Source organism: Streptomyces sp. NPDC048275, assembly GCF_040652275.1.
Taxonomy (GTDB): domain Bacteria; phylum Actinomycetota; class Actinomycetes; order Streptomycetales; family Streptomycetaceae; genus Streptomyces.
Map to the genome: position 1 here is coordinate 1 of NZ_JBEZLR010000060.1, position 19,371 is coordinate 19,371.

Consider the following 19,371-nt stretch of genomic DNA (forward strand, 5'->3'; position numbering starts at 1 on the left):
TGGAACGAGAACCCGAGCCCCTTCACCTGGACCGCCACCGCCGACGAGATCCTCGCCAAGGTCCGGCTCGTCCAGACCAGCGTGAAGAAACTCGTCAATAACAACTCGAAGTAACGCAATCAGGATCACGAGACACTAGGTCCTCTTCGGAGATGGCGATGCCCAGCTCCTCACGGGCCTCGCGCACCATGCCCGCAAGGAAGGACTCACCGTCCTCCAGGTGGCCAGCTGGGACGTGCCACCAGCCGTCGCACCACGCCGTGCCCTTGCGCAGGCCGAGCAGTACCCGATCCTCCTGGAACAGCACCAAATGCAGTCCGATCACGGAGCGATACGGCAACGGCTTCTCCTTCCCGGCATGCCGCAACAGGCTGAAGACAGCTGGCAGCGACAGCAGCGAAGCGAGCGAAGGGGCTTCCCAGATCGGGACCGCTGGAGAACGTGCGGCCCCGTGACGGGCTGGGGCGCCTGTTCGGTCGACGCAGGAATGGAGGGGGTTCCGTCGCGTGGTCGGAGCGCAGCAGCGGACGCAAACGGCATAACGGAGCCTCCCGGGGCATGAGGAATCCAATCCACCTGCCGCTTGTGACCGCAGCGACCCGGGTGCCCGTTGCCGGACTGCGAGGAGTCTATCTAGCCTGCGCAGTAAGGGCGTTGGGTAAGGCCGTGTTGTCGCAACTTCCCCCAGCTTCACCCTGGAGGCAGCCCGACGCTCCTCGCGGTACCACCCTGGGCCCGAAGGCCCCGCGGTTTAGAAGCGGATGTGATCGCGGTGGAGCTCCGACAGCAGCGGGCGCAGCCCGGTCTCGCCAGCGTGGCCGACGCGGTACAGGCTGCCGTCGATGTCGTGTTCGGGCTCCGGGTGGTCGTAGCACAAGGCACGCCACCGGACCGTGACCGGGTCGTCGGGGTCGTCGATCCGGTGACCCAGGGACTCCAGTCGGCCGGTCCACACTTCCTCCAGCCGGGGCAGCCCAGCCTGGATCCGCTCGTATCCCCACGGGCCGAGAAATTCCTCGACGTCCTGCCGGGTGACGGATTCCGGGGTGCTGGCACGCTCCCGAGCCAGCACGTAGAAGGCGATGGCCAGGGCCCCGGCGCCGTCTACGTACTCCTCACCGGAGGTGCTGTAGCCCGTCACGCTGATCTCCATATCGCCGAGATCGGGAAAGACCAAGGCACGCGCCCGGTCCCATGCGTCACGCCATAGCTCGCCGCCCTCCCTGTCCGCTTGGAGGGCCAGCTCGTCCAGGCGCTCGCGGACCGTGAGTTTCGGCGTGCCGCACATCGGCAGGGCCGCGAGGTGATCCCACGTGTAGTAGCCGCGGTCGACGTCCTGCCGCATATACGCGGCGTGCAGGCGGCTGACGCTGATCTCGACGCGGGCTGGCCGTATGCCCCGCAGGCGACGGTTGAATTCGGCATCGTGCACATTTCCGGAGCGTAATGGTGCAGTCGGGTATCGGAACTCTCCGAATAGCAGAGACAGCATGGTGCCCCCTTTGTGGCTTAAAATTTAACCTTTGCGAGCTTTGAGGTGATTACGTTCAGCGATGCTTTCGGGGCGTCTGGTCGTTTTGCCGACGTCGTGGCGGGGGGTGGGATGGCGGTTCTTCGAGCCAACTGGGCGTCCTGGTCCGGGTGTTGAGGATTTTGGTGCACGGGCAGGGCGGTGCAGGTGCGGGCGTAGGTTGCGAAATCCCCGGCGGACGCGGGCCGGGGTGAGCCGGGTGGGCTCCGCTCGTTTCTCCCACGGGCGGCGGAGGTCCGCGGCGGCTTCACGGAGGAGCCTCAGCTGGGTGTGGGCCGCGATCACGAGCCACGTCCAGCGGTCCGCAGCCTCGGGGGTGCGGAGCTTGGGGCGGGTCCAGCCGAGCGTCTGCTTGATCATGCGGAAGGTGTACTCGATGTCGAAGCGGCGGAGAAACGCCTGCCAGCGCAGATCGACATCCTTGCCGGTCATGCCGGTCTTCGAGGACCACAGCCAGACCGGCTGCGGGTCCTGGCCACTGGGCAGCCGGTCGACCGTCAGACGGATCTGGGTGCCCTCGATGATGGGGAGCTCACCGATGTGGTCGATCCATGCGCAGCGGGTGGTCAGATGCGGATGGAGGCGGTCGAAGGCCACGGCCCGCGCGGTGCCGTAGCGGTCGGTCACCTGCACGGTTTCCACGTCCGGGGCGCCCCAGGTGTCCGGATCGGCGAAGCGGAACACCGCTCCGTGCCGGGTCGGGCGGCCGGCCCTGCGGGTGCGGGGAGGTGCCGGGCGTCGCATGACACGGTCGGAGCGCATCCGGCCCAGCACCTCGACGGGCAGACCTGCGAGGAGGTGGGCCAGGCGCGGGGCGTCGTAGCCGGCATCGAGCACGATCAGGATGTCCGGATCACCGGGCTCCCACTGGCCTGCGTCGATCAGGTCCGTGACCACATGGCAGACCTGGGCCGCGGTGATCTCGGCGACGTCGTCGTCGGGGCCGAGCCGCCTTGCGTCCAGAAGCTGGCACCAGGAGGTGCGGCCCGTCTCCAGGGCGGCGACGAACGAGTACGGCCAGCCGGGCACGAGCTGGTCGCTGGCGCGCCCGCTGCGTCCGTAGACATGGCAGAACAGGCGGCCTGGGCTGCACGAGGCATCCGGACGCAGCCAGTGGGTCACGTCGACCGCGAGGACGATCCGGTTGTCCGCGGCCTTGGGCTGTGGCAGCACCGCCAGAGCGTGCCGCAACCCGTCCGTATCGATGTGTCCGCAGTTCAAAGCGTCGTACAACGCGCTGTGACCGCGCCGGTGTTCGGCCAACAACGTCAGCTCCACCGGCGAGGTCACCGGCCCGTTCTCGCAGAGCATCGCGTCGACCAGCTCGAACAGAGTGTCCCCGCGGCGAGTGAGACACGCGTAGAGGTCTTCCCGGAAGTGTGACGTGAAGTCGAACGCGTCGCGCCGGGCGTCGTCGTGCAGCAAGCTCACCTCTGCGGCCTTCGTATGAACGTGTTTCCGTGGCGGAACGCATGCTCATGCGAGGGCCGTCAGCGTGCCCGGCGAACTCCCCAACGAGTGAGCACGTACGAGGCGACGTTCGAGGTCAGAGGTTAAATGACAAGTTGTAGAGACTGAACATCAATCGGGACGTCTCACCCAAGGCTGACAGAGAGGGGGCTTGACACCTTCCTACGCCAGCTACTCCGGAGCCGTAAGGTCTGCCAGTCCGGTATCACGCATGATGCGGTCGATTGTCTCGGCCAGAGTGCTGTCGGCACCAATGACCGTCTCCATAGCGCGGGGCAGCAGGTCATGTTCCCGGTACCAGGAGCGTAGCTGCGCCTCGCTGATGTGGGCGAGATCGGGCTTGGTGGCGTGGCGGGCCAGGGTTTCCTCGAAAGGCATGTCCAGGTAGTAGCCGTGGCTCACGCCACGGTGGTCGGCACGTAGTTGGGCCAGTATGTCGCTGTAGTGTTCGGCGTAGAGGACGCCCTCAATCACCGCGTGATAGCCCGCATTGAGGGCGTAGCGGGCGACGGCGTCGATCAGGCCGATGTTCGCCGCCCCGGGCCGGTCGTGCTCGCACAGAACCACACAGCGGATGTTGTCCTGGCTGACCAAAGCTAGTCCGCGCCCGAACCTCTCACGCATGCCGACCGCGATGCTCGATTTTCCCGAGCCGCTATTGCCTCGTACGATCACCAGCCGTGTCTCTTCGGTGCCCACCATCACCCGCGTCACGCTACGCGAGCAGCAGTGCCTACTGATGCCGGCGATGCCCTACAGGCACGGATCCTTTGCATGCGAAGAGGCCCGTGCCGGTTCTGCGCGTTCGAGTGCCGTCAGTGCACTCCTTGGGGGCTCGGCTGGATTATGTTCGGAAGCACCGAACGTCCACGACGTCCATGCCTGCGGCCTTGGCTGCCTGCACGCCTTCGGTCGAGTCTTCGTAGACCAGGCAGCGTGCTGGTGCGACGGCGAGGCGTGCCGAGGTGAGGAGGAACAGTCCCGGGTCCGGTTTTCCCCGAGGGGCGTCTTCACCGGTGATGACGTCGGTGAATAGGGGGCGTAGGCCGGTGGCGTCGAGGCCGGCGTGGACGGCTCGGCGTGCACCGCCCGAGGCGATGGCCAGGGGCAGGCGGCCGTGCAGAGTCTCGGCAAGCTGGACCACCGGCTGGTATGCCTGCAGTTTGGCGATCTCGTCGAGGATCAGGTCGAGACACTCGGCGACAACCTCGTCGATCGGCACGTGGGTCCCCGTGGCGGCTGCCAGTTCGCTGATCAGCTCTGCACCGGAGGTCCCGATCCTGGACGTGTAGAACGACTCGTTCAGCGTGAGACCCCAGCTGGCGCAGGCGCGGGAGAGGCCGCGGAAGTTGAGGGGATGGCTGTTGACAAGCGTTCCGTCCCAGTCGAAGAGCACCGCGTCGTAGCGGTCCGGGTCCGGAGGATTCCCGTGGTCGCAGGTGCCGGGTGTCAGGCAGCTGGAGCCGGGTGGTGAAGCGGCGCCGAGCGGGTCGCGTTCGTGTGGTGAGGTGGACGAGTGATGGTCGGCCGGGGGGCCGATGCGGGGGTGACGTGCCTGCATGGGGGCCTCGCTGTCGCGTCGTCAGGTGTTTTTTGTGATCAGGTCTCGTGCGTGGCGCTGGGCAGCTACGTGGTCGGGCGGGGTGGCGGTGACCGCTGACATGAGACGTCCGAGCAGGTGAACGGAGCGGTAGGCGGCCAAGGTCTCCTCTGAGTGCGGAATGCCGTGGTCAGTAAGGAGTCGGCTCATCTGGACCGGATGGACGGCGAAGGCATGAGCGGCCCGGGCGTAGTCGAGGCTTGGATGCCCGTAGATTGCCAGCTCCCAGTCGAGGCCCGCGGTACCGGCTGGCCCGAACAGGAAGTTCCCGGGTTCCGGATCGTTGTGCAAGAGACGAGGCGCGTCCGGCTCGGGCGGGGGCGCACTCGCCAGTGCCTCGGCTGTGGCAGCGGCATCGTGGAATCCGTGGCGGGCGAGCGCGGCCTGATATGAGACGAGCCGCTCGCGCAGGTAGTCCCCCCAGCTTGCGGCCACCGGGTCGAAGAGACGGCCGAAGCCGGGGCCGGTGATGTGGTGGACGCGATGTAGGTAGGGGATGACCCGCCGCAGAGCCTCCTCACCACGGCCTGGCGGCGTGCCGTGCAGACGTCGCTGGATCAGCAGTCGGCGGCCCCGGACGGAACCGCCCGCGAGTACGGACGGGGCTCGTATGCCGGCCTCGGAAAGCCTCTGCAGAGCTGCCTTCTCGGTGTGCGCGCGCCAGGGTTCGCGGTAGACCTTGGCCACGGCGCCGGGCAGGCGGAGGAGCCGGTTGCTCGGGGGAATCACTGTGGCGCTCATCGGCTTGAAGCGGGGCTGCTGAAGGCCGCGCGCACGGTCTCGGTGACGGCGGCGTACGGGGTACGGGTGCCAAATCGCAGGCTGACAGCCGGCAGGTCGGCGAGGGCGTCGACAACGCGGGCTCCCTTGCGCGCCAGGTCGTCGGGGCTGCTCGTCCGGATGCCGAGCCAGTCGCTGACGTAGATGTTGTCGCCCGGCGACATGCACTGAGCGCCCAGCAGCTCCCGGGCCGACTCTGGGTGCATCGCCTGCAGATGTAGCTCCTGGGAGCCCTGGACTACCTGCGGGAAGACGACGAGATCCACGGTTGAGGTCGTGGCCAATGGAGTGCCGGTGCGCTCATGCCATTCGGAGGGGAGGATGTGCAGTTTGTTGGAGCCGCGGAAGTTCTGCCAGTCGGTGTTCATCGTGGACTGGGGACGCGTGAGGTCCCACAGCTCGGCGCTCGCGTATCCGAGTGCTTGCAGGGTGCCGCCGTTGAGCCGGACCGGGCCGGGCATGGCGACAGCCTGCGGAGCCACGCCTGAGCAAGTGGCAATCATGGTGCGGTCGTTGGAAAGGAAGGCGCCCTTCGCGGTCGTGGCCAGCGCGAGCGCGAGCGTGGACTTGCCGGCGCCGGAGTCGCCGACGGCCAGGATGCCGCGGCCGTCCATAGTGGCGGCCGAGGCGTGCAGGCACACCCAGCCGTCGTCCTCGGCCCGCCGGTAGCCGATCTCCCGGAGATGCCGGGCGGCGTTCATCGTGGCGTCGGTGTCGTCGCAGGTGATGACGGTGAAGCTGTCGGGGTGGCGGACGATGAGCTGCGGCGCGATCCCGGCATCGGGATCGGTCAGGAGTACCGGGCCGCCGGGCATCTGGTGCCATGATGCCGGGGCACCGACGTGCATCAGTGCAGGGCGTGGTGCTCCGGTGCCCCGTGAACGGACACGCTCGGCAAGGGCCGAGACGTGAGCACGGGGCAGGGCGAGACAGCGCATCGTCTCGGTGACGCCGGTGGCTGCGGCGTCGGGGCGTACGACGTTCCACAGGTTGCTGGGCGGCGTGAACAGGCGCTGTACGTAGGTCGTCGCGGTGCTGGTAGATGCGAGCACCTCGATCGTGAGACCGCTGAGCTGGACGGTGATCTTCTCGGCGCACCACGCGTCGAGGGAGGCCGCAGGGGTGTCGCCGTCGAGGAAGGCGTCGAGCATGGATATGACCTGATCAGCGGCGGGCATCGGCATCTCCGGCTGCGAGGAAGTGTTCGATCTTGCTCTGGCCGTTGCGGGCGTGCGGGATGTCGTGAGCCGTCAGGACGGCGGCGACGGTGTCGGCGGTCTGGGCCACGGACTGCCGTATCTGGGAGGCGGTCGCAGTGAAGGGAGCGGCGGTGAAGCAGGCCCCGTACTCGATCTCGACCTGCTGCAGGGTGCCGGGACGCGGAGCGAGGGTAGTGGTGTCGACGGTGACGGTGGACCAGTGGCCGTCCGTGTCGGCCGGCGAGGACAGGTCCCAGGTGGCGCGCTGGAGCAGGCCGGCATGCATGAGGCGTGGGTGACCGAGGACTTCTGCCACCTGGGCCAGGGCCTCCTCACGGGTGGCGGCGGGGCGGATGATCTTGTTGAGACGGCCGTCCTTGAGGACTTTGGCTTTGGCCCACCAGGTTCCATCGGAACGGGGTGTGAGGGCGGCGTATTCGCGCCGTCCGGGACCGGGCGGCAGATAGATGTCCGAGCGCAGGACCCGCCGGTGGATGGTGGGGCCGCAGACCGGCACACCGGTAGCGGGCAGGTGATCGCGCAGCAGTCGGGCGACCGCGGCGGGATTGGCCGGGACGGTGAGGGTGATCTTCTCCTCGGCCTCCGGGCCCTGTCCGGAGCGCTGCCCGGGGCGGGGCAGCGGGAAGTTCACCGCAGCACGCTCATCTGCGATGCGGCAGGCCCACGCCGTGAGATCTCCGGACGCGTCGGCGGACACGGTGGTGCGGTGGAAGGCTGCCAGGACGACGGCGTCCGGACGCCATTCCACGGTGACGAAGAAGGCGGCCTCACCGGTGGATTCGTCGACATGGCAAGCCCATAAGGGGACGCGGACCACCCCGGGGACGGCCTCCTTCGGCGGGCCGCCGTTGGGCCCAAGCCACCGCTGACGGCGCAGGGTCGGCCCGTCAAGTACGAGAGCGGGGCCGGACACGGGAACGCTGAGATGGGCGTAGGCGACACCGGGGTCGGTCGGCGAATCGGTGGTGGCCGCGACGAGAAGCACGAGTGGTCCCTTCGGAATGGGCTACGGCCGGGTGAGGATCGCGCGCCATACCGAGCGCTGCCCCGGGTCTCCCGGGCGGAGGTACTGCACGGCTTCCCCGCTCGGGACGAGTCCTGCGTCATGGATGAATCCGAGCAGGTCCTCGGGGGAAAGGAGCGTCATGTGCTGGCCATTCGGCAGTGCGTACCGGTCGTCGCCGAGGGGAGTGAGGCACGGGTCGAGGTGATGGGCGGTGAAGAGGTTCAGCGACAGCGTTCCGCCGGGGCGAAGGACCCGGTGCAGCTCGCGCAGCGCCGCGGCGAGAGCGTCACGGTGGTGGAGGTTGTGCAGGACGCCGTGGCACACGACGAGGGACACCCGCTGGTCGACCAGAGGGAGGCGGGTGACGTCGGCTTCGGCGAAGACGGTCCGGGGTCCGGCGTGGCGGCGGGCCTGGTGCAGCATGCCGGGGTGCAGGTCGATCGCGAGGACCCGGTAGCCCGCGGCAGCCAGGGCGGGTACGTTCCGGCCGGCACCGCAGCCCGCGTCGAGCGCGAGGGCGGCGTCGGGCACCGGGGCGGTGAGCAGATCCGCGAGGTAGGGCGGCGTGGGCAGCTCGGCGAAGGCGGCGACCGTGGCGCGGTCGTTCCAGTAGGTGCCGGTGGGTGCTGGTTCAGTGTGGGTCACTGTTCCTCCTGGCCGTGGAGGGTGTAGCCGCTGTTCCACGGTTGACAGCGAACGGTCCGCAGTCCCGCGTCGGCGAACGCCTGCTCGCACCGTACGGGCGTGCGGGTGAGGACGGCGAAGGTGGGACCGACGGAGGATAGGGTGAGAACCTCGGCGAGGTGCTCGGTGAAGATGTGTTCGACCTTCTCGCCGGTGGCCAGCAACTCGGGGTGGGAGAAGGCGCAGTTGGCGAGGCTCCCCATCCGGAAGCGATAGTCGAAGAGCAAGCTGCCGAGCGGCCGGAGGTCGCCGTCGAGCAGGGCGGGCCAGGCGTCGTGCAGGAGCCGGTAGGCGATCTCGGGGCCGTACGTGCGGCCGGTGGTGGTGAAGGCGTCGAAGTGGCGGGCCTCGGCGGCGAGGCTGTCGCGGGCGTCCCAGATCACCGGGTCGTGGGGCATGCCGAGCACGATGCGCATGTCCTCGGGCAGGTCGGCCTGCAGCAGCGGAACTTGCGCGCCGGCGATCACCTGGACCGCGCCGGGTATGAGCCCGGCCGTCGCGGATCCGCCCAGACACTGGACCGGCAGAAGGTGAGCGTCGTCGTGGTCGATCTCCTCACCGTGGTTGAGTGCCAGGAACTTGACGAGCCGTCGGGCGGAGACGGGATGTCCGTAGAGCTCGTTGACGGCCGCGGCCACGGCGGCGATCTGCCCGCTGCTCGAGCCGAGTCCGAGGTGCGCGGGCAGGTCCGGGGCGCTCACCCGTACCCGCAGCCGCTCTCGGGTGCCGAGTACCGTGCGCATCAGCAGCGCGGCGTGCCGGGCAAGGACCGGGTGGTCGCAGTCAGGGGTGGTCTGGACGGCGGGCCCGTCGCCGACGATCTCGACCTCGACACGGCGCATGAGGTCGCAGGCGAGGAGGAGTTCGCCCGCGAGGTAGGCGCCCTGACTGGGAACGATCTTGCTGGAGTCCAGGGCCATGGCGTTGATGCGGCTGGGGTAGTCCAGGCGTACGTGACCCGCAACCGGCTGCGGCGGGTTGCTGGCCCTGGGGTCGAGCGCGAGCGGGGAGCGTGGGGCGCCGAGCGGGAAGGGCGGAAAGTCGCTGTCGATGGAGGCGCTCATACGGGACTCCCGGGGCTGAGAAGGGCGCGGGCACTTTCGGTGACGTCGAGCAGGCGGTCGAGAGCGCTGGTGGTGTAGCCGCCGCTGCCGAGGGCCCCGTCAGCCCGGACGGCCATGTTGTCCCGTGCGAGTTGGCGGTGGGGCAGGCGAAAGCGCAGCAGGTCATCGATGAGCAGGGCGACGGCCGGCCGCAGGTGCGGGCGGTGGCGGGCGAGACGGGCAAGACCCGGAGTCCGGCGAGCTGCGTCGACCATGGCACGGTGGTGCGGCGGCAGGTAAAGGACGTTGTCGGTGAGGTACTGCTCGTACCAGGCAGCGAGGTTGCCGGTGGCGGCCTGGCTGAGGATCAGCACGTCGAGGACGAGCAGTGGCATCTGAGCGCCGCCCGGCGCGTAGTAGGTGGTCCCGTCGATGTCCAGGGGCGGGTAGTACGGACGCAGGAGACCGGTGAAGTACTCCGGTGTCAGCGTGCGTTTGACCGTCAGCAGATGTGCAGCAAAGGCTCGCAGCCGCTCGTGGACGGTCGCGGCGAGAGTATCGGCCGCTTTCTGGTTGGCCGCCTCGGGCATGCCCGCGCAGTGCCGGATCGCGTCGTCGAGGGCGTGGCTGGCGTCGGTGACCTCGTCGATGAAGACGTGCTCGCCTGGGGTGTCGGTGAAGGAGCGCCTTCGGGGACCACGGGGGTTGCGGGTCGCGTAGGAGTACACGGTCTCCCGGGGGACCTCGTCGGCTGTGGCGCCCAGGTGGAGCATGGCCGCTTCGACGGCGGGCGGCGGGACCTGGCGGGAGGTGTGGCGCGCGAGGGAGGCGGTGATCATGCCCAGGTCCCGTAACGCCGCCCGGGCGGGGGCGACGTCACGGATCGAGGCGGCGTGCCGGGAGAGGAGCTCGGCTCGGGTCCGCAGCCAGGTGGTGTCGGCCGCGATGTTGGCCTGGGGCAAGGCCCTCATCACCGCGTCGGCGCCGAGCGGGTCGAGCGTGGCCGTGATCGAGTCGAGGTCGTGGGTGAGCGTCATAAGTCCTCTCCCGGCTCCCGGTGTCCCGGGCGCGGTCATTCGATGGGCAGGTCGTCCCGGTAGGACCACACGCGGCCGGCGCTGAGGCTGTCGAGGTAGTCCAGCAGGGGTTCGATCTCGGGTCGGGTCGCGGTAGAAGAGGCCAGGACGGCCTTGGCCTCGGTCAGCGGCAGCAGGACCGCGCCGGTCACTTTGCCGTCCGGGTCGTGCACCGCGATCTCGCCGTCCCACTCGGTGCAGTCGAAGGTCAACACCACGGTGGAGGGGTACCTGTCGGTCGTGGTGTTGACCAGGTAGGCCAGCGGGCCCACCGCCCTCAGGTTCAGGCCGGTCTCTTCCTTGACCTCGCGGACGAGGGCCTCGGTGAGGAGTTCGCCGCGCTCGACGCCGCCGCCGGGGACGGACCACATCTCCTTTCCGTCACGCTGTTCCTGGACGAGGACGATGTGGTCGTCGCGGCGCAGCAGTGCGGCGACGACCTGGACACCGGGCCCGGTGACCGGTGCGGGAGCCGGAACGGCGGTGGTGGCGGTGTCGTTGGCGGTCATGTTCGCTCCAGTTCGGTTCGCAGGGCCGCGGTGCACCCGGGGAGCTGGGTGGGGTCACGGCCGTGCCAGTACAGGAAGTACGACAGGGTGATGACCAGGCGGTGGAAGGCGAGGCGCTGCTCGAACAACGGGTCGGCCACTTCCCCCCGTTGCTGCCAGTAGGCGTCCAGCATCTGTCGCCGGTCGTGGCCGGAGGGCAGGCACCAGCGGTCGAGTTTGACGAAGTCGCTGGCGTATTCCGCTGTGGTGGCGTGGTCGAAGTCGAGCAGGGCGATCTTGCCGCCGGGACGGATGAGGATGTTATCCGGGTGGATGTCCTGATGGGTATTCACGCACTCGTGGTCGCCGAGTGTTTCGGCCAAAGGCAGACCGCGCTGGCGGGCTGCCTCGGCGAGCGCGGTGGGAATCAGCCGGTGCCGGCGCAAGCCGTCCAGGAGGTCGGAAAGATGGCGGGCACGGGAGGCCGGTGTCGCCACGAGGGGACGTGGTGGCTGGATGGAGTGCAGCAGGGCGATCTGGTGCCCGAGCCGCGGCCACAGGTCCGCCGTGATGGCGTTGTCCTGGCGGGCTTCGGCGAAGGTGCGGCCATCCAGCCATTCCTGGAGCAGGAAGGGGCCAAGGTCAGGGTCGGCGCCCACGCGCAGGACCTGCGGGACCGCGACGCCGCCCGCCCTCGCGTCGCTCATGGCCGCGGCCATCTGGCGCAGATGGGCTTCGCCCTCACGGTCGTTGAGCTTGAGGAGATAGGCGCGGTCGGAGTCGGCAAGGTGCCAGCAGGTGTTGAAGCGGCCCTGAGGCAAGGGCAGGGCGCTGAGGGTTTTGGCGCCGGGCAGGAGACGGCTGAGGGCCGTGTGGTCGAGCGTGGTTGTGGTCATCGGCCGGCTCCCGCGATGACGAGGCTGGTGGGCAGTCCGTCGCGCATGAACACCTCGTGGACGTCCTCGGCGAAGTCGATGACCTGCTCGACGCCGAGCTGGTCCGGGTCGCGAACGTCCAGGCGGGGCAGTGCGTCGTGCAGATGACGGCCGAGGTCGAAGGGCGCGGCGAGCTCGATGGCACAGGTCCTGGGCTCGGACAGCGCGGTGAGCGCCAGGTGCAGGCCGCTGTCGCTGACCCTGCCGTCCACGGTGCACAGTCCGGCGGTCGCGGAGCGTGCCGCCAGTACGGTGCCGATGCTGGTGGGGGCGAGAAGTTCCGCCAGGTAGGCGGTGCCGGTCCAGGTCCAGCCGGCCTCGATGTCCAGCTCGGTGTCGAAGAACCGGTTCGGGAAGCGCCGGAACTGCTCGCGCCGAAGGTGCCGGCGGCGCGGCAGCAGCACATCGGCGTTGTGACGGGCGGTCTGGACGACGGGGGCGGCGGCGCCGTCGGTGCGGCGCACCCTGATCTCGGCCGAGGTGTCGATGGAGAAGGAGTAGTCGTCGCTGTGGGGGCGGAGGAATCCCGCCGCGTCCTTGCCGATCTTGGCGGTGATGGCGTCGGGGAAGATCTGCAGCTCGTCGGCTCCGTTTTCACCGAGGGCCTTGTACTCGGCGGAGCGGAAGGTGCCGTCCGCCTCGAAGTTCAGCAGGACACGCAGGGAGTCCGGCAGCAGCATGGTGGCGTGGATCGCGCCGACCAGGGACAACTGCTGCTGGTGGAGGTCGAGGACTTCGAGGAAATAGCGCTCGGTGCGTACGCCCATCAGCTCATTGGCGAAGGGATTCTTCAGGTCGGGAGCGTAGATCCACAGGTCGCCGCCGGCCCGCGCCTCACCCCAGCGGATGTCCTGCATCTGCTCGCCGGTGGCGCGCCGGTGGGCGAAGGTGTGGAAGGAGTAGCCCGGCACCTGCGGATCGCGTCGTCCTTCGGGGTGGACGACGAAGTGACGGAAGCAGTCGGTGTGGGTGCGGGTGTCCGCGACCACCTCGGAGGTGATGCTCCGCCCGCTGCCGCTGCCGCGGCCGTCGGAAGCCGTCGCGCGGGCTTGGGCGGTGGCATCGGCCAGGTGCCCGGCGAACGCGGTGATCTGGGCATCGGTCAGGGAGGCGGAGGCGTAGAAGTGGTAGAAGAGGTGGGTCTCGCCGCCCCCGTCCGGGTCCGGGAGGCTGAGGGGGACGAGCCGGTAGCGGTCGCACAATTCCGGCGGCAGCCGTCCGCCGGGGTGGCTGAAGGCGGCGGAGACGACGGGCGCGTGCGGGGCGGGCACCAGCAGGGCGTCGGGGTCGGCGGCCCGTACGGCGGCGGTGAGCTGGTCGCGGTGTTCGAGGCAGCGGGTGGTCAGGGCGGTGTAGCCGGTACGGCCCAGCGTGTGCAGCGTGGCCCACAGGGCTGCCGCGGTGGCGCCGGGGCGGGAGCCCAGCACGGTCTCGTCGGGGATCCGGGTGTGCGGGTCGATGCGGGTGACGTGTTCGAGCAGTCCCTTGCGCACGAGCAGGGCCCCGCACGAGTAGGGCATGAGGCCGGCCTTGTGGGGATCGACGGCCATGGAGTGCACACCAGGGCTGCGGAAGTCGAAGGGCAGATCGGGGGCGGTGAAGGGGAAGACGAATCCGCCGTGGGCGGCATCGACGTGCAGGAAGCATCCCGCCTGTCCGGGGTGCTGGAAGGCGAGGTCGCGCAGATCGGCGGCGATCTCGTCGACGGGGTCGGCGAAGCCGCTGTTGTAGTAGCCGGCGGTGGCCACCACGATGATGCCGGTGATCCCGGCCGCCATCGCCTCCTGCGCGGCGTGGCGGACCTGCTCGCGGGTCAGGGTCCAGGCGGGCCCGGCAGGCAGGCGGACCAGGTCGAGGTCGAGGATCTCGGCGGCCTTGCCGACCGAGGCGTGGCACAGGTCGGAGGTGATCACGCGGACCTGGTGGCCGTCGGCGCGCAGCAGGTTGCGGGCGATCCGCAGGGCGGCGAGGGTCGCTTCGCTGGCGCCGCCGGTGAGATGTCCGTCGAGGGCGCCGCCGCGATAGAGGCCGGCGAGGACGGCCAGGGCTTCCTTCTCCAGTCGCCGGGTGCCCGCCTTGCCCTCCCCGAAGCGGGTGTGGGTGCCAACGTTGTTGGTGTTGAGCGCGGACCAGTCGCCCAGGACACGTACCGCCTCCGGATGCGGGGCGGCCATCGCGAAGCCGAGCCGGGTCTGCTCGGGGTCGTCCCACGCCGGTATTTCGCGCCGGGCCTGTTCGAGGTGCTCGTCGACCAACGCGCGGCTCCAGCCGGTTTCGGGGAACGCGGTGGGCACGGCCCAGCCGATGTCCAGATCACCCATGAACGGTGCCTCCTCGGGTTTCGGGGGCGATCTCGCCCAGGTGCTCGGTCTTGGTGAACCTCAGTTCCCGGCCGGTCAGTTGGGCGAAACTCGCGCGCACGCCCAGCAACCACGGACCCAGCGCGCTCACCGCGGGCTGCAGCATGTAGGTGGCGACGGCCGCGGCGGGGGGCGGCTGCCGCCAGGTCCCGTCGGCAGGGCTGGCCGCTCGGAAGTCGTCGAGGACGCGTCCGCGCAGCCGGTAGGCCACAACCGGCTCGAGGAGGCCCGCTGCCAGAGCGGCGGCCACCAGCGGCCCGTACCGCCGCCTCACCACCAGGTGGGTGGCGGCGGCGCCCATCACCGCCGGTCCCAGCGCCCAGGCCGCACCATCGGCCAGAGCGCGGGCCGCCAGGAGCCGCTGCCCGGCAGCCGAGAGACGGGTGGGGTGCGCTTTGGCGAAGCGGTAGTCGTGGCGGGTCGCGGCGTTCGCGAAGGCCACGCTGCTGAACGCCCGCGCCATCGCCCCCACGCTCTGGTACGGCTCGACGATGTTGACCGAGGGCAGAACCGCGATCGGCTCGCCGGCCATGCTCAAGCGGTGACCGACGGCGAGGTCATCGTGCGGTTCCTGGAAGAACCCGATGTCCTCGATCTTGTCTCGGCGCACGATGAGCCCGGAGCCCACCCCGTAGACCATCGGGCGCGCGAGCGCGGCCAGCAGCCGGGGGCACCTGCCGGGAGCACACCAGCGGGCCACTTGGATACGGCGGTACTCGATGCCCAGGGTGCGGCGGAACGCGGCAAGATCCTGGCCGGACATCACCGCCGAGCGCCGCCCGCTGCTGCTGCCGGGGAAGGCGGGCAGCATCGGCTGCTGGATCATCGCGGGCCGCCCCTTCGCAGCGCGGGCGAACTGGGAGGCAAGCCGGGCATCGGGGACCGCGTCGGCGTCGAACACCGCAACGTAGTCCCCGGCGGGCGGGGACAGCTTGTCCAACGCCGCCACGGCGTAGTTGAGCTGGGAGGCCCGGCGGCCCTGCCCCGGGTAGGACACGACGACGAAGACCTCCCTGCCGAGCCTGGTGTTGTGCTGGTGAGCCAGGTTCCGGCACACGTCTTCGGTGGTTGGCCGGCCGCTGGGGGTCTCGGCAGCCTCGCGTGCCGCGGTGACGACCAGGACGCGCAACGTCGGCCACCGGGCGGCGAGAGCCGCGAAGTGCTCCAGCGAGCGGGGCATCACTGCCTGTTCCCGCAGCGCAGGAATGATCACCGTCAGGGTCGGCGTCTCCTCAGGAAGTTCCTCCTCGGGGCGATCGGCCTCGGTGCGCAGGGACCGGTAGGACAGGGCCAGGGAGGCCGTCATATACAGGGCCCTGGCGGTGTAGGCGGCGGCGAGCAGCCGGCTGGCGCGGATCACGCTCTCTCCTGTTCGACGAGGCCCAGTTCGGCCAGGCACTGTTCGGCGTCCTCGAAATAGCGGGGGCGGGCTTGGGCACGGCAGGCCAGGATGCGGGACCGCGCGGCGGAGGCTGTCCATCCGCGCGAGCGCAGAATCGTGTACGCGGCGGCCGGGGAGCGGTTCACTCCGGCCGCGCAGTGGACGTACAGCAGGGCGTTCTCCTCGCGTGCCGCCCGTTCGGCGAAGGCCAGGCAGGCGGCGTACCAGTCGGTGCCGCGCGAGGCGCCTTCGTCCTCGGTGGGCGCCGAACACCACACCAGGCCGGGGCAGATGGCCGCGGGCGGTGGCATCGGGCGCGGGGTCCGGCAGTCCAGGACGTGTGTGACGCCCCGGTCGAGGAGCTCGTCCACGGCGCGTGTGCTGTCGGGCGCGGCGCCGAGCAGGAGCCAGCTCGTGACCGGATGGGCATCGAGGCGGAGTTCAGCGCCCATGAACCGCCTCCCGGGCAGCCGGGCGGGGAGCCGTGTAGATCCTCTCGGCGGTGCCGTGGACGAGCCGCCGGGCGATGTCCTGGCCCATGGTGACGGCGTGGTCCATGTTGCCGATCTCGTAGCGCCATGTGCCGAAGCGTCCGCGCGAGTAGATCTCGTGGCTCTCCAGCCATGGCTGGATGCGGTCGAGGGCCGTGTCCCGGCCGGTGGTCGGGACCGGGTAGGCGTACGGGATCAGTTCCAGGTGGCCGCTGACGCGCTGGGCGCCGTCGGGAACCAGACCGCAGTGCCGCAGAGCTGTGTCGCACTCCTCGACCAGGGCGGCCTCGTCGAGGAGGGTTCCGGCGGGCAGCGACGTCTCGGTCATCCAGGCCGAGTACCGGCTGGGGTCGGAGTGAGGGACATTGGCCGGTGCGTACCGGGAGAAGTTCGTCGCCCGGTAGAACGGCGCCTCACGGCCGGGAAAGTACAGCCACGAACGCCGGTCGGTGGTCGGTGACTTGTAGCCGAGGCCCACCATGGCCACGGTGGTGTGTTTCAGGGTCGTGGCGGCCTGGCGTACGTGCGCGGGTGCCCCGGCCGTCATCGCGACGAGCTGATCGAGCGCGCCGGTGGCCACCAGGCTCCCGTAGGAGAGGGTGCTGCCGTCAGAGGTCAGCAGGGTTTTCGCCGCCTCATCGATGCGCAGGACGGCCTGCCCCGTTCGGACGTCGCCGCGCAGGCGGGAGGCCAGCCGCTTCCAGATCGCGCCGGTGCCGCCCGACGCCGGGAAGGCGAACTGTGAGTTGGGGCCCCACCGGCTCGTTGACGTCGTTCCCGACGCCACCCTCCTTCGCGGCGCACTGGTGTCGGCGGGTGCGACCCGCTCCGCTATCCAGGAGGAGGACATCTCGCTCAGGGCGGTGGCCCATATCTTGTGGTTGTACGGGGCGAAGAACTCCTTCACCAGGGCCGGACCGTAGGTGGCCTCCAGCCACACGCCGAAGTCCGTTCCCGAAGAGGCCGGGCCGCGGGCCTGGGCCATGGCCAGATCGTCCAGGCACTTCTGGGCTTGGGCCACGGGGAGGTGGTGCAGGTGCTGCTGGAAGGGGTAGGGCACCCACTGTTCGCTGTGCCGGACGAACGAGGAGCGCTCGTGGCGCAGCAGGTCATGCGGCGCGAACAGCTCGTCCAGTAACGCGTCGAAGCTCTTCATCGTGGAGAACACGACGTGACCGCCGAGATCCCAGGTGAAGCCGGCCTCGTCGACGACCGAGGATCCTAAGCCCCCGACCGTCTGCGCGGCCTCCAGCAGTACCCAGTCGCGGTGACCGAGGCGCTGGAGTTCGTGAGCGCATGCGAGTCCGCAGGGTCCCCCACCCAAGATCACCACCGGGATGGCGATGCGTGCTCTGGTGCTCTTCACGACACTCTCCTCCTCGCGCGGCCGGAACTCAGTCGGTGCTTGCCTCTCGGCCTGTTGTCCTCTTGGAGTTGATGCAGGCGGCAGTCCGTGGGCACGGCCCGGGAGCGGACGTCACCCATCCGACAGGCGGAGTCGGTAGGTCTGGCGCGTGCCGCCCGCCGACAGGGGCAGGACAGGTGCGAAGCCGAGGTGTTCGTAAAAGCCGCGGGCGTCCCGGCCAGGGTGGTCCGGCCCGAACGTCGTTACCTCGACCGTGCCCGGAGCGACGGCGAGGTCGCGCAGGGCGGAGCGAACCAGCAGTCCACCTGCTTCCCGAAGATCATGCGGGGGCGTGCCCGGTGACCGTGAGGCCCGCCTCCGTGCCGACGGGGGTGGCCGAGAACTCCTCCACGATCTGGATGGAGTAGGAGCCGAGCCGTCGCCACCAGGTCCCGTCGTGGCCGACGAAGTAGGAGTGCAGACCGGGGATGAGGAGCCCGGTGGGGTAGACGCGTTCCTTCATCGGCTGGTCCCAGCCGAAGTCGATGTCGGCCTTCCACGAGGCGAAGTGCTCGGCGGAGGGCAGCGGGCCCAGCTCGCCCATTTTCGCGAGAGGCGTGCCGGGGAAGGCGCGGGCCTGGCGGACGTTGGTGCGGTGGCACAGCAGCCCCGCATCGAGTATGCGGCCGAGCCAGTGCAGGTTGGCGATGTGGGTGGCGTGGCTCTCGCCGGGCAGGCCGTAGATCAGGTTCAGGCCAGGCAGCAGCTTGGGCAGCCCGCCGGGGCCACGGGCGGCGCCCGCCTCGTTCACATGCTCGACGGCCCGCATCAGGATCTCCGGCGTGCAGGTGAGGTGGTTCGTGTCGATGACCTTCGTGTCAAAGGACTCGATGCCCATGGGCGCGCAGTTGCCCTCGGTGCAGTATTCGGCGACGAGGTGGGCGATGCGCTTGCCCGAGGGGGAGGCGACGGCGAGCGGGTCGGCGTTGTCGATGTGCAGGACCTCCAGCTCCGGGCACCGCTCCCTGATGCCGGCCAGCAGACTCTGGATCACCTCGGCGTCCCGGTTCTGGTAGGAGAAGAAGCAGGTCTGCTGCCCGAGGCGGAAATTGCGGACCCCAGCCGCATACAGCTGGTCGGTCTCCTCGAGAACGTCATCGACATTGCGGAAGGCGACGATCGGAGACTTCTCCGGCTCGTTGCAGAAGTCGCAGAACACCCGGCGGGTACAGCCCCGGTACAGCTCCAGCTCGGCGATCGGCTTCCACGGCATCTGCTCGATGAGCCCGTTGAAGGAGTCCCGGTCGGCCCGCAGCTGCCCGTACGGGGCGCCGGTGCTACTGCCGATGGCGAGGTCGCCCGAGGTGATGGTGTGGGTGTGGACGGCGTCGAAGAGGCCCGCGTACTCGGCGTTGCCCTTGGCGTAGGTCGCCATCGGGCCCAGCAGGTAGCGGCGGCCCCGCACGCAGGCCATCGCGCGCGCGATCTCTTCCAGGCTCGCGTTGACGGCGTGCAGGTGCACCGAGGGCACCTTGTCCCCGGCGATCACGACGACGCTGTCCGCGTCCCGCAGCAGCTGGACGGCGTCGGCGCGGTTCACGGTCGCCGAGTACGTCAGCGGGTCGCTGAACGGCTCAGCGACGGCGGCCTTCCCTCCCGACAGGCACCAGCGGACATCGTCGATCGTCAGGTACTTCACCTCCGCCCCGGGCTTCGCCCGCCTCAAGGCTGACCAGGCGGCCCGCACGTAGGTGGAGACGTACGGGGGAACCCCGAGTCCGCTGGGCTCAACGGTGTAGCAGTCCAACACCACGGAGTGCTTCGGCATGGCTTTCCCTTCGTCGCGAATGGACGGGCGCACATGGAGCAAGGTGAGCGGGAGCACGCGCGCTGGCGAGGTGCTGTGCGGCCGACCGGCGCGGACGCCCACGTGCGGCGAACCCCGAGGCAGGATGCGGGCC

18 protein-coding genes and 1 pseudogene are annotated in these 19,371 nt (G+C 69.6%); all 19 read right to left on the reverse strand.

Going from position 1 to position 19,371, the window contains the following annotated elements; genetic code table 11:
• Positions 1-94: 94 nt before the first annotated feature.
• The 19 genes and pseudogenes from AB0D57_RS29635 to AB0D57_RS29725 all read right to left on the reverse strand — a co-directional run bounded on the left by AB0D57_RS29635 (position 95) and on the right by AB0D57_RS29725 (position 19,238).
• Positions 95-340 carry an NUDIX domain-containing protein gene (locus AB0D57_RS29635; RefSeq protein ID WP_362079583.1) on the reverse strand — a complete coding sequence of 82 codons (246 nt, stop codon included), beginning with the start codon at positions 338-340 and terminating at the stop codon, positions 95-97.
• Positions 341-751: 411 nt separating this feature from the next.
• Positions 752-1,432, reverse strand: a complete 681-nt coding sequence (locus AB0D57_RS29640; RefSeq protein ID WP_362079585.1) for a hypothetical protein — start codon at positions 1,430-1,432, stop codon at positions 752-754.
• 84 nt (positions 1,433-1,516) lie between these two features.
• Entirely contained in the window at positions 1,517-2,962 is a 1,446-nt protein-coding gene (locus AB0D57_RS29645; protein ID WP_362079588.1) for an NF041680 family putative transposase, read from the reverse strand.
• 210 nt (positions 2,963-3,172) lie between these two features.
• The gene (locus AB0D57_RS29650) at positions 3,173-3,703 is read right to left on the reverse strand and encodes a kinase (RefSeq protein WP_362079749.1); all 531 of its coding nucleotides are present in this window, start codon (positions 3,701-3,703) and stop codon (positions 3,173-3,175) included.
• Between the two features lie 142 nt (positions 3,704-3,845).
• Positions 3,846-4,562, reverse strand: a complete 717-nt coding sequence (locus AB0D57_RS29655; RefSeq protein WP_362079591.1) for an HAD family phosphatase — start codon at positions 4,560-4,562, stop codon at positions 3,846-3,848.
• A 21-nt stretch (positions 4,563-4,583) separates the two neighbouring features.
• Entirely contained in the window at positions 4,584-5,342 is a 759-nt protein-coding gene (locus AB0D57_RS29660) for a phosphotransferase (RefSeq protein ID WP_362079594.1), read from the reverse strand.
• Entirely contained in the window at positions 5,339-6,559 is a 1,221-nt protein-coding gene (locus AB0D57_RS29665; RefSeq protein WP_362079597.1) for a hypothetical protein, read from the reverse strand. Before AB0D57_RS29665 ends, AB0D57_RS29660 begins: the two co-directional genes overlap by 4 nt.
• The gene (locus tag AB0D57_RS29670; RefSeq protein WP_362079600.1) at positions 6,546-7,586 is read right to left on the reverse strand and encodes a hypothetical protein; all 1,041 of its coding nucleotides are present in this window, start codon (positions 7,584-7,586) and stop codon (positions 6,546-6,548) included. Before AB0D57_RS29670 ends, AB0D57_RS29665 begins: the two co-directional genes overlap by 14 nt.
• 21 nt (positions 7,587-7,607) lie before the next feature.
• The gene (locus AB0D57_RS29675; protein WP_362079603.1) at positions 7,608-8,252 is read right to left on the reverse strand and encodes a class I SAM-dependent methyltransferase; all 645 of its coding nucleotides are present in this window, start codon (positions 8,250-8,252) and stop codon (positions 7,608-7,610) included.
• Positions 8,249-9,355, reverse strand: a complete 1,107-nt coding sequence (locus AB0D57_RS29680; RefSeq protein WP_362079606.1) for a hypothetical protein — start codon at positions 9,353-9,355, stop codon at positions 8,249-8,251. The genes AB0D57_RS29675 and AB0D57_RS29680 overlap by 4 nt, the downstream gene beginning before the upstream one ends.
• Positions 9,352-10,371, reverse strand: coding sequence for a monodechloroaminopyrrolnitrin synthase PrnB family protein (locus AB0D57_RS29685; RefSeq protein ID WP_362079609.1), 1,020 nt, complete (start codon positions 10,369-10,371; stop codon positions 9,352-9,354). The genes AB0D57_RS29680 and AB0D57_RS29685 overlap by 4 nt, the downstream gene beginning before the upstream one ends.
• Before the next feature lie 35 nt (positions 10,372-10,406).
• Positions 10,407-10,919 carry an NUDIX hydrolase gene (locus AB0D57_RS29690; protein WP_362079612.1) on the reverse strand — a complete coding sequence of 171 codons (513 nt, stop codon included), beginning with the start codon at positions 10,917-10,919 and terminating at the stop codon, positions 10,407-10,409.
• Complete coding sequence (locus AB0D57_RS29695) at positions 10,916-11,794, reverse strand: aminoglycoside phosphotransferase family protein (protein ID WP_362079615.1); 879 nt, start codon at positions 11,792-11,794, stop codon at positions 10,916-10,918. Before AB0D57_RS29695 ends, AB0D57_RS29690 begins: the two co-directional genes overlap by 4 nt.
• The gene (locus AB0D57_RS29700; protein ID WP_362079618.1) at positions 11,791-14,154 is read right to left on the reverse strand and encodes a pyridoxal-dependent decarboxylase; all 2,364 of its coding nucleotides are present in this window, start codon (positions 14,152-14,154) and stop codon (positions 11,791-11,793) included. Before AB0D57_RS29700 ends, AB0D57_RS29695 begins: the two co-directional genes overlap by 4 nt.
• The gene (locus AB0D57_RS29705; protein WP_362079621.1) at positions 14,147-15,553 is read right to left on the reverse strand and encodes a glycosyltransferase; all 1,407 of its coding nucleotides are present in this window, start codon (positions 15,551-15,553) and stop codon (positions 14,147-14,149) included. Before AB0D57_RS29705 ends, AB0D57_RS29700 begins: the two co-directional genes overlap by 8 nt.
• On the reverse strand, positions 15,550-16,026 hold the full coding sequence (locus tag AB0D57_RS29710) for a dual specificity protein phosphatase (RefSeq protein ID WP_362079624.1): 477 nt from the start codon (positions 16,024-16,026) through the stop codon (positions 15,550-15,552). Before AB0D57_RS29710 ends, AB0D57_RS29705 begins: the two co-directional genes overlap by 4 nt.
• On the reverse strand, positions 16,016-17,431 hold the full coding sequence (locus AB0D57_RS29715) for an FAD-dependent oxidoreductase (RefSeq protein WP_362079627.1): 1,416 nt from the start codon (positions 17,429-17,431) through the stop codon (positions 16,016-16,018). Before AB0D57_RS29715 ends, AB0D57_RS29710 begins: the two co-directional genes overlap by 11 nt.
• Before the next feature lie 111 nt (positions 17,432-17,542).
• Positions 17,543-17,692 (reverse strand): annotated as a pseudogene (locus tag AB0D57_RS29720) (N-acetyltransferase); the annotation flags it as partial.
• Positions 17,693-17,750: 58 nt separating this feature from the next.
• Positions 17,751-19,238 carry a radical SAM protein gene (locus AB0D57_RS29725; protein WP_362079630.1) on the reverse strand — a complete coding sequence of 496 codons (1,488 nt, stop codon included), beginning with the start codon at positions 19,236-19,238 and terminating at the stop codon, positions 17,751-17,753.
• Positions 19,239-19,371: the final 133 nt, after the last annotated feature.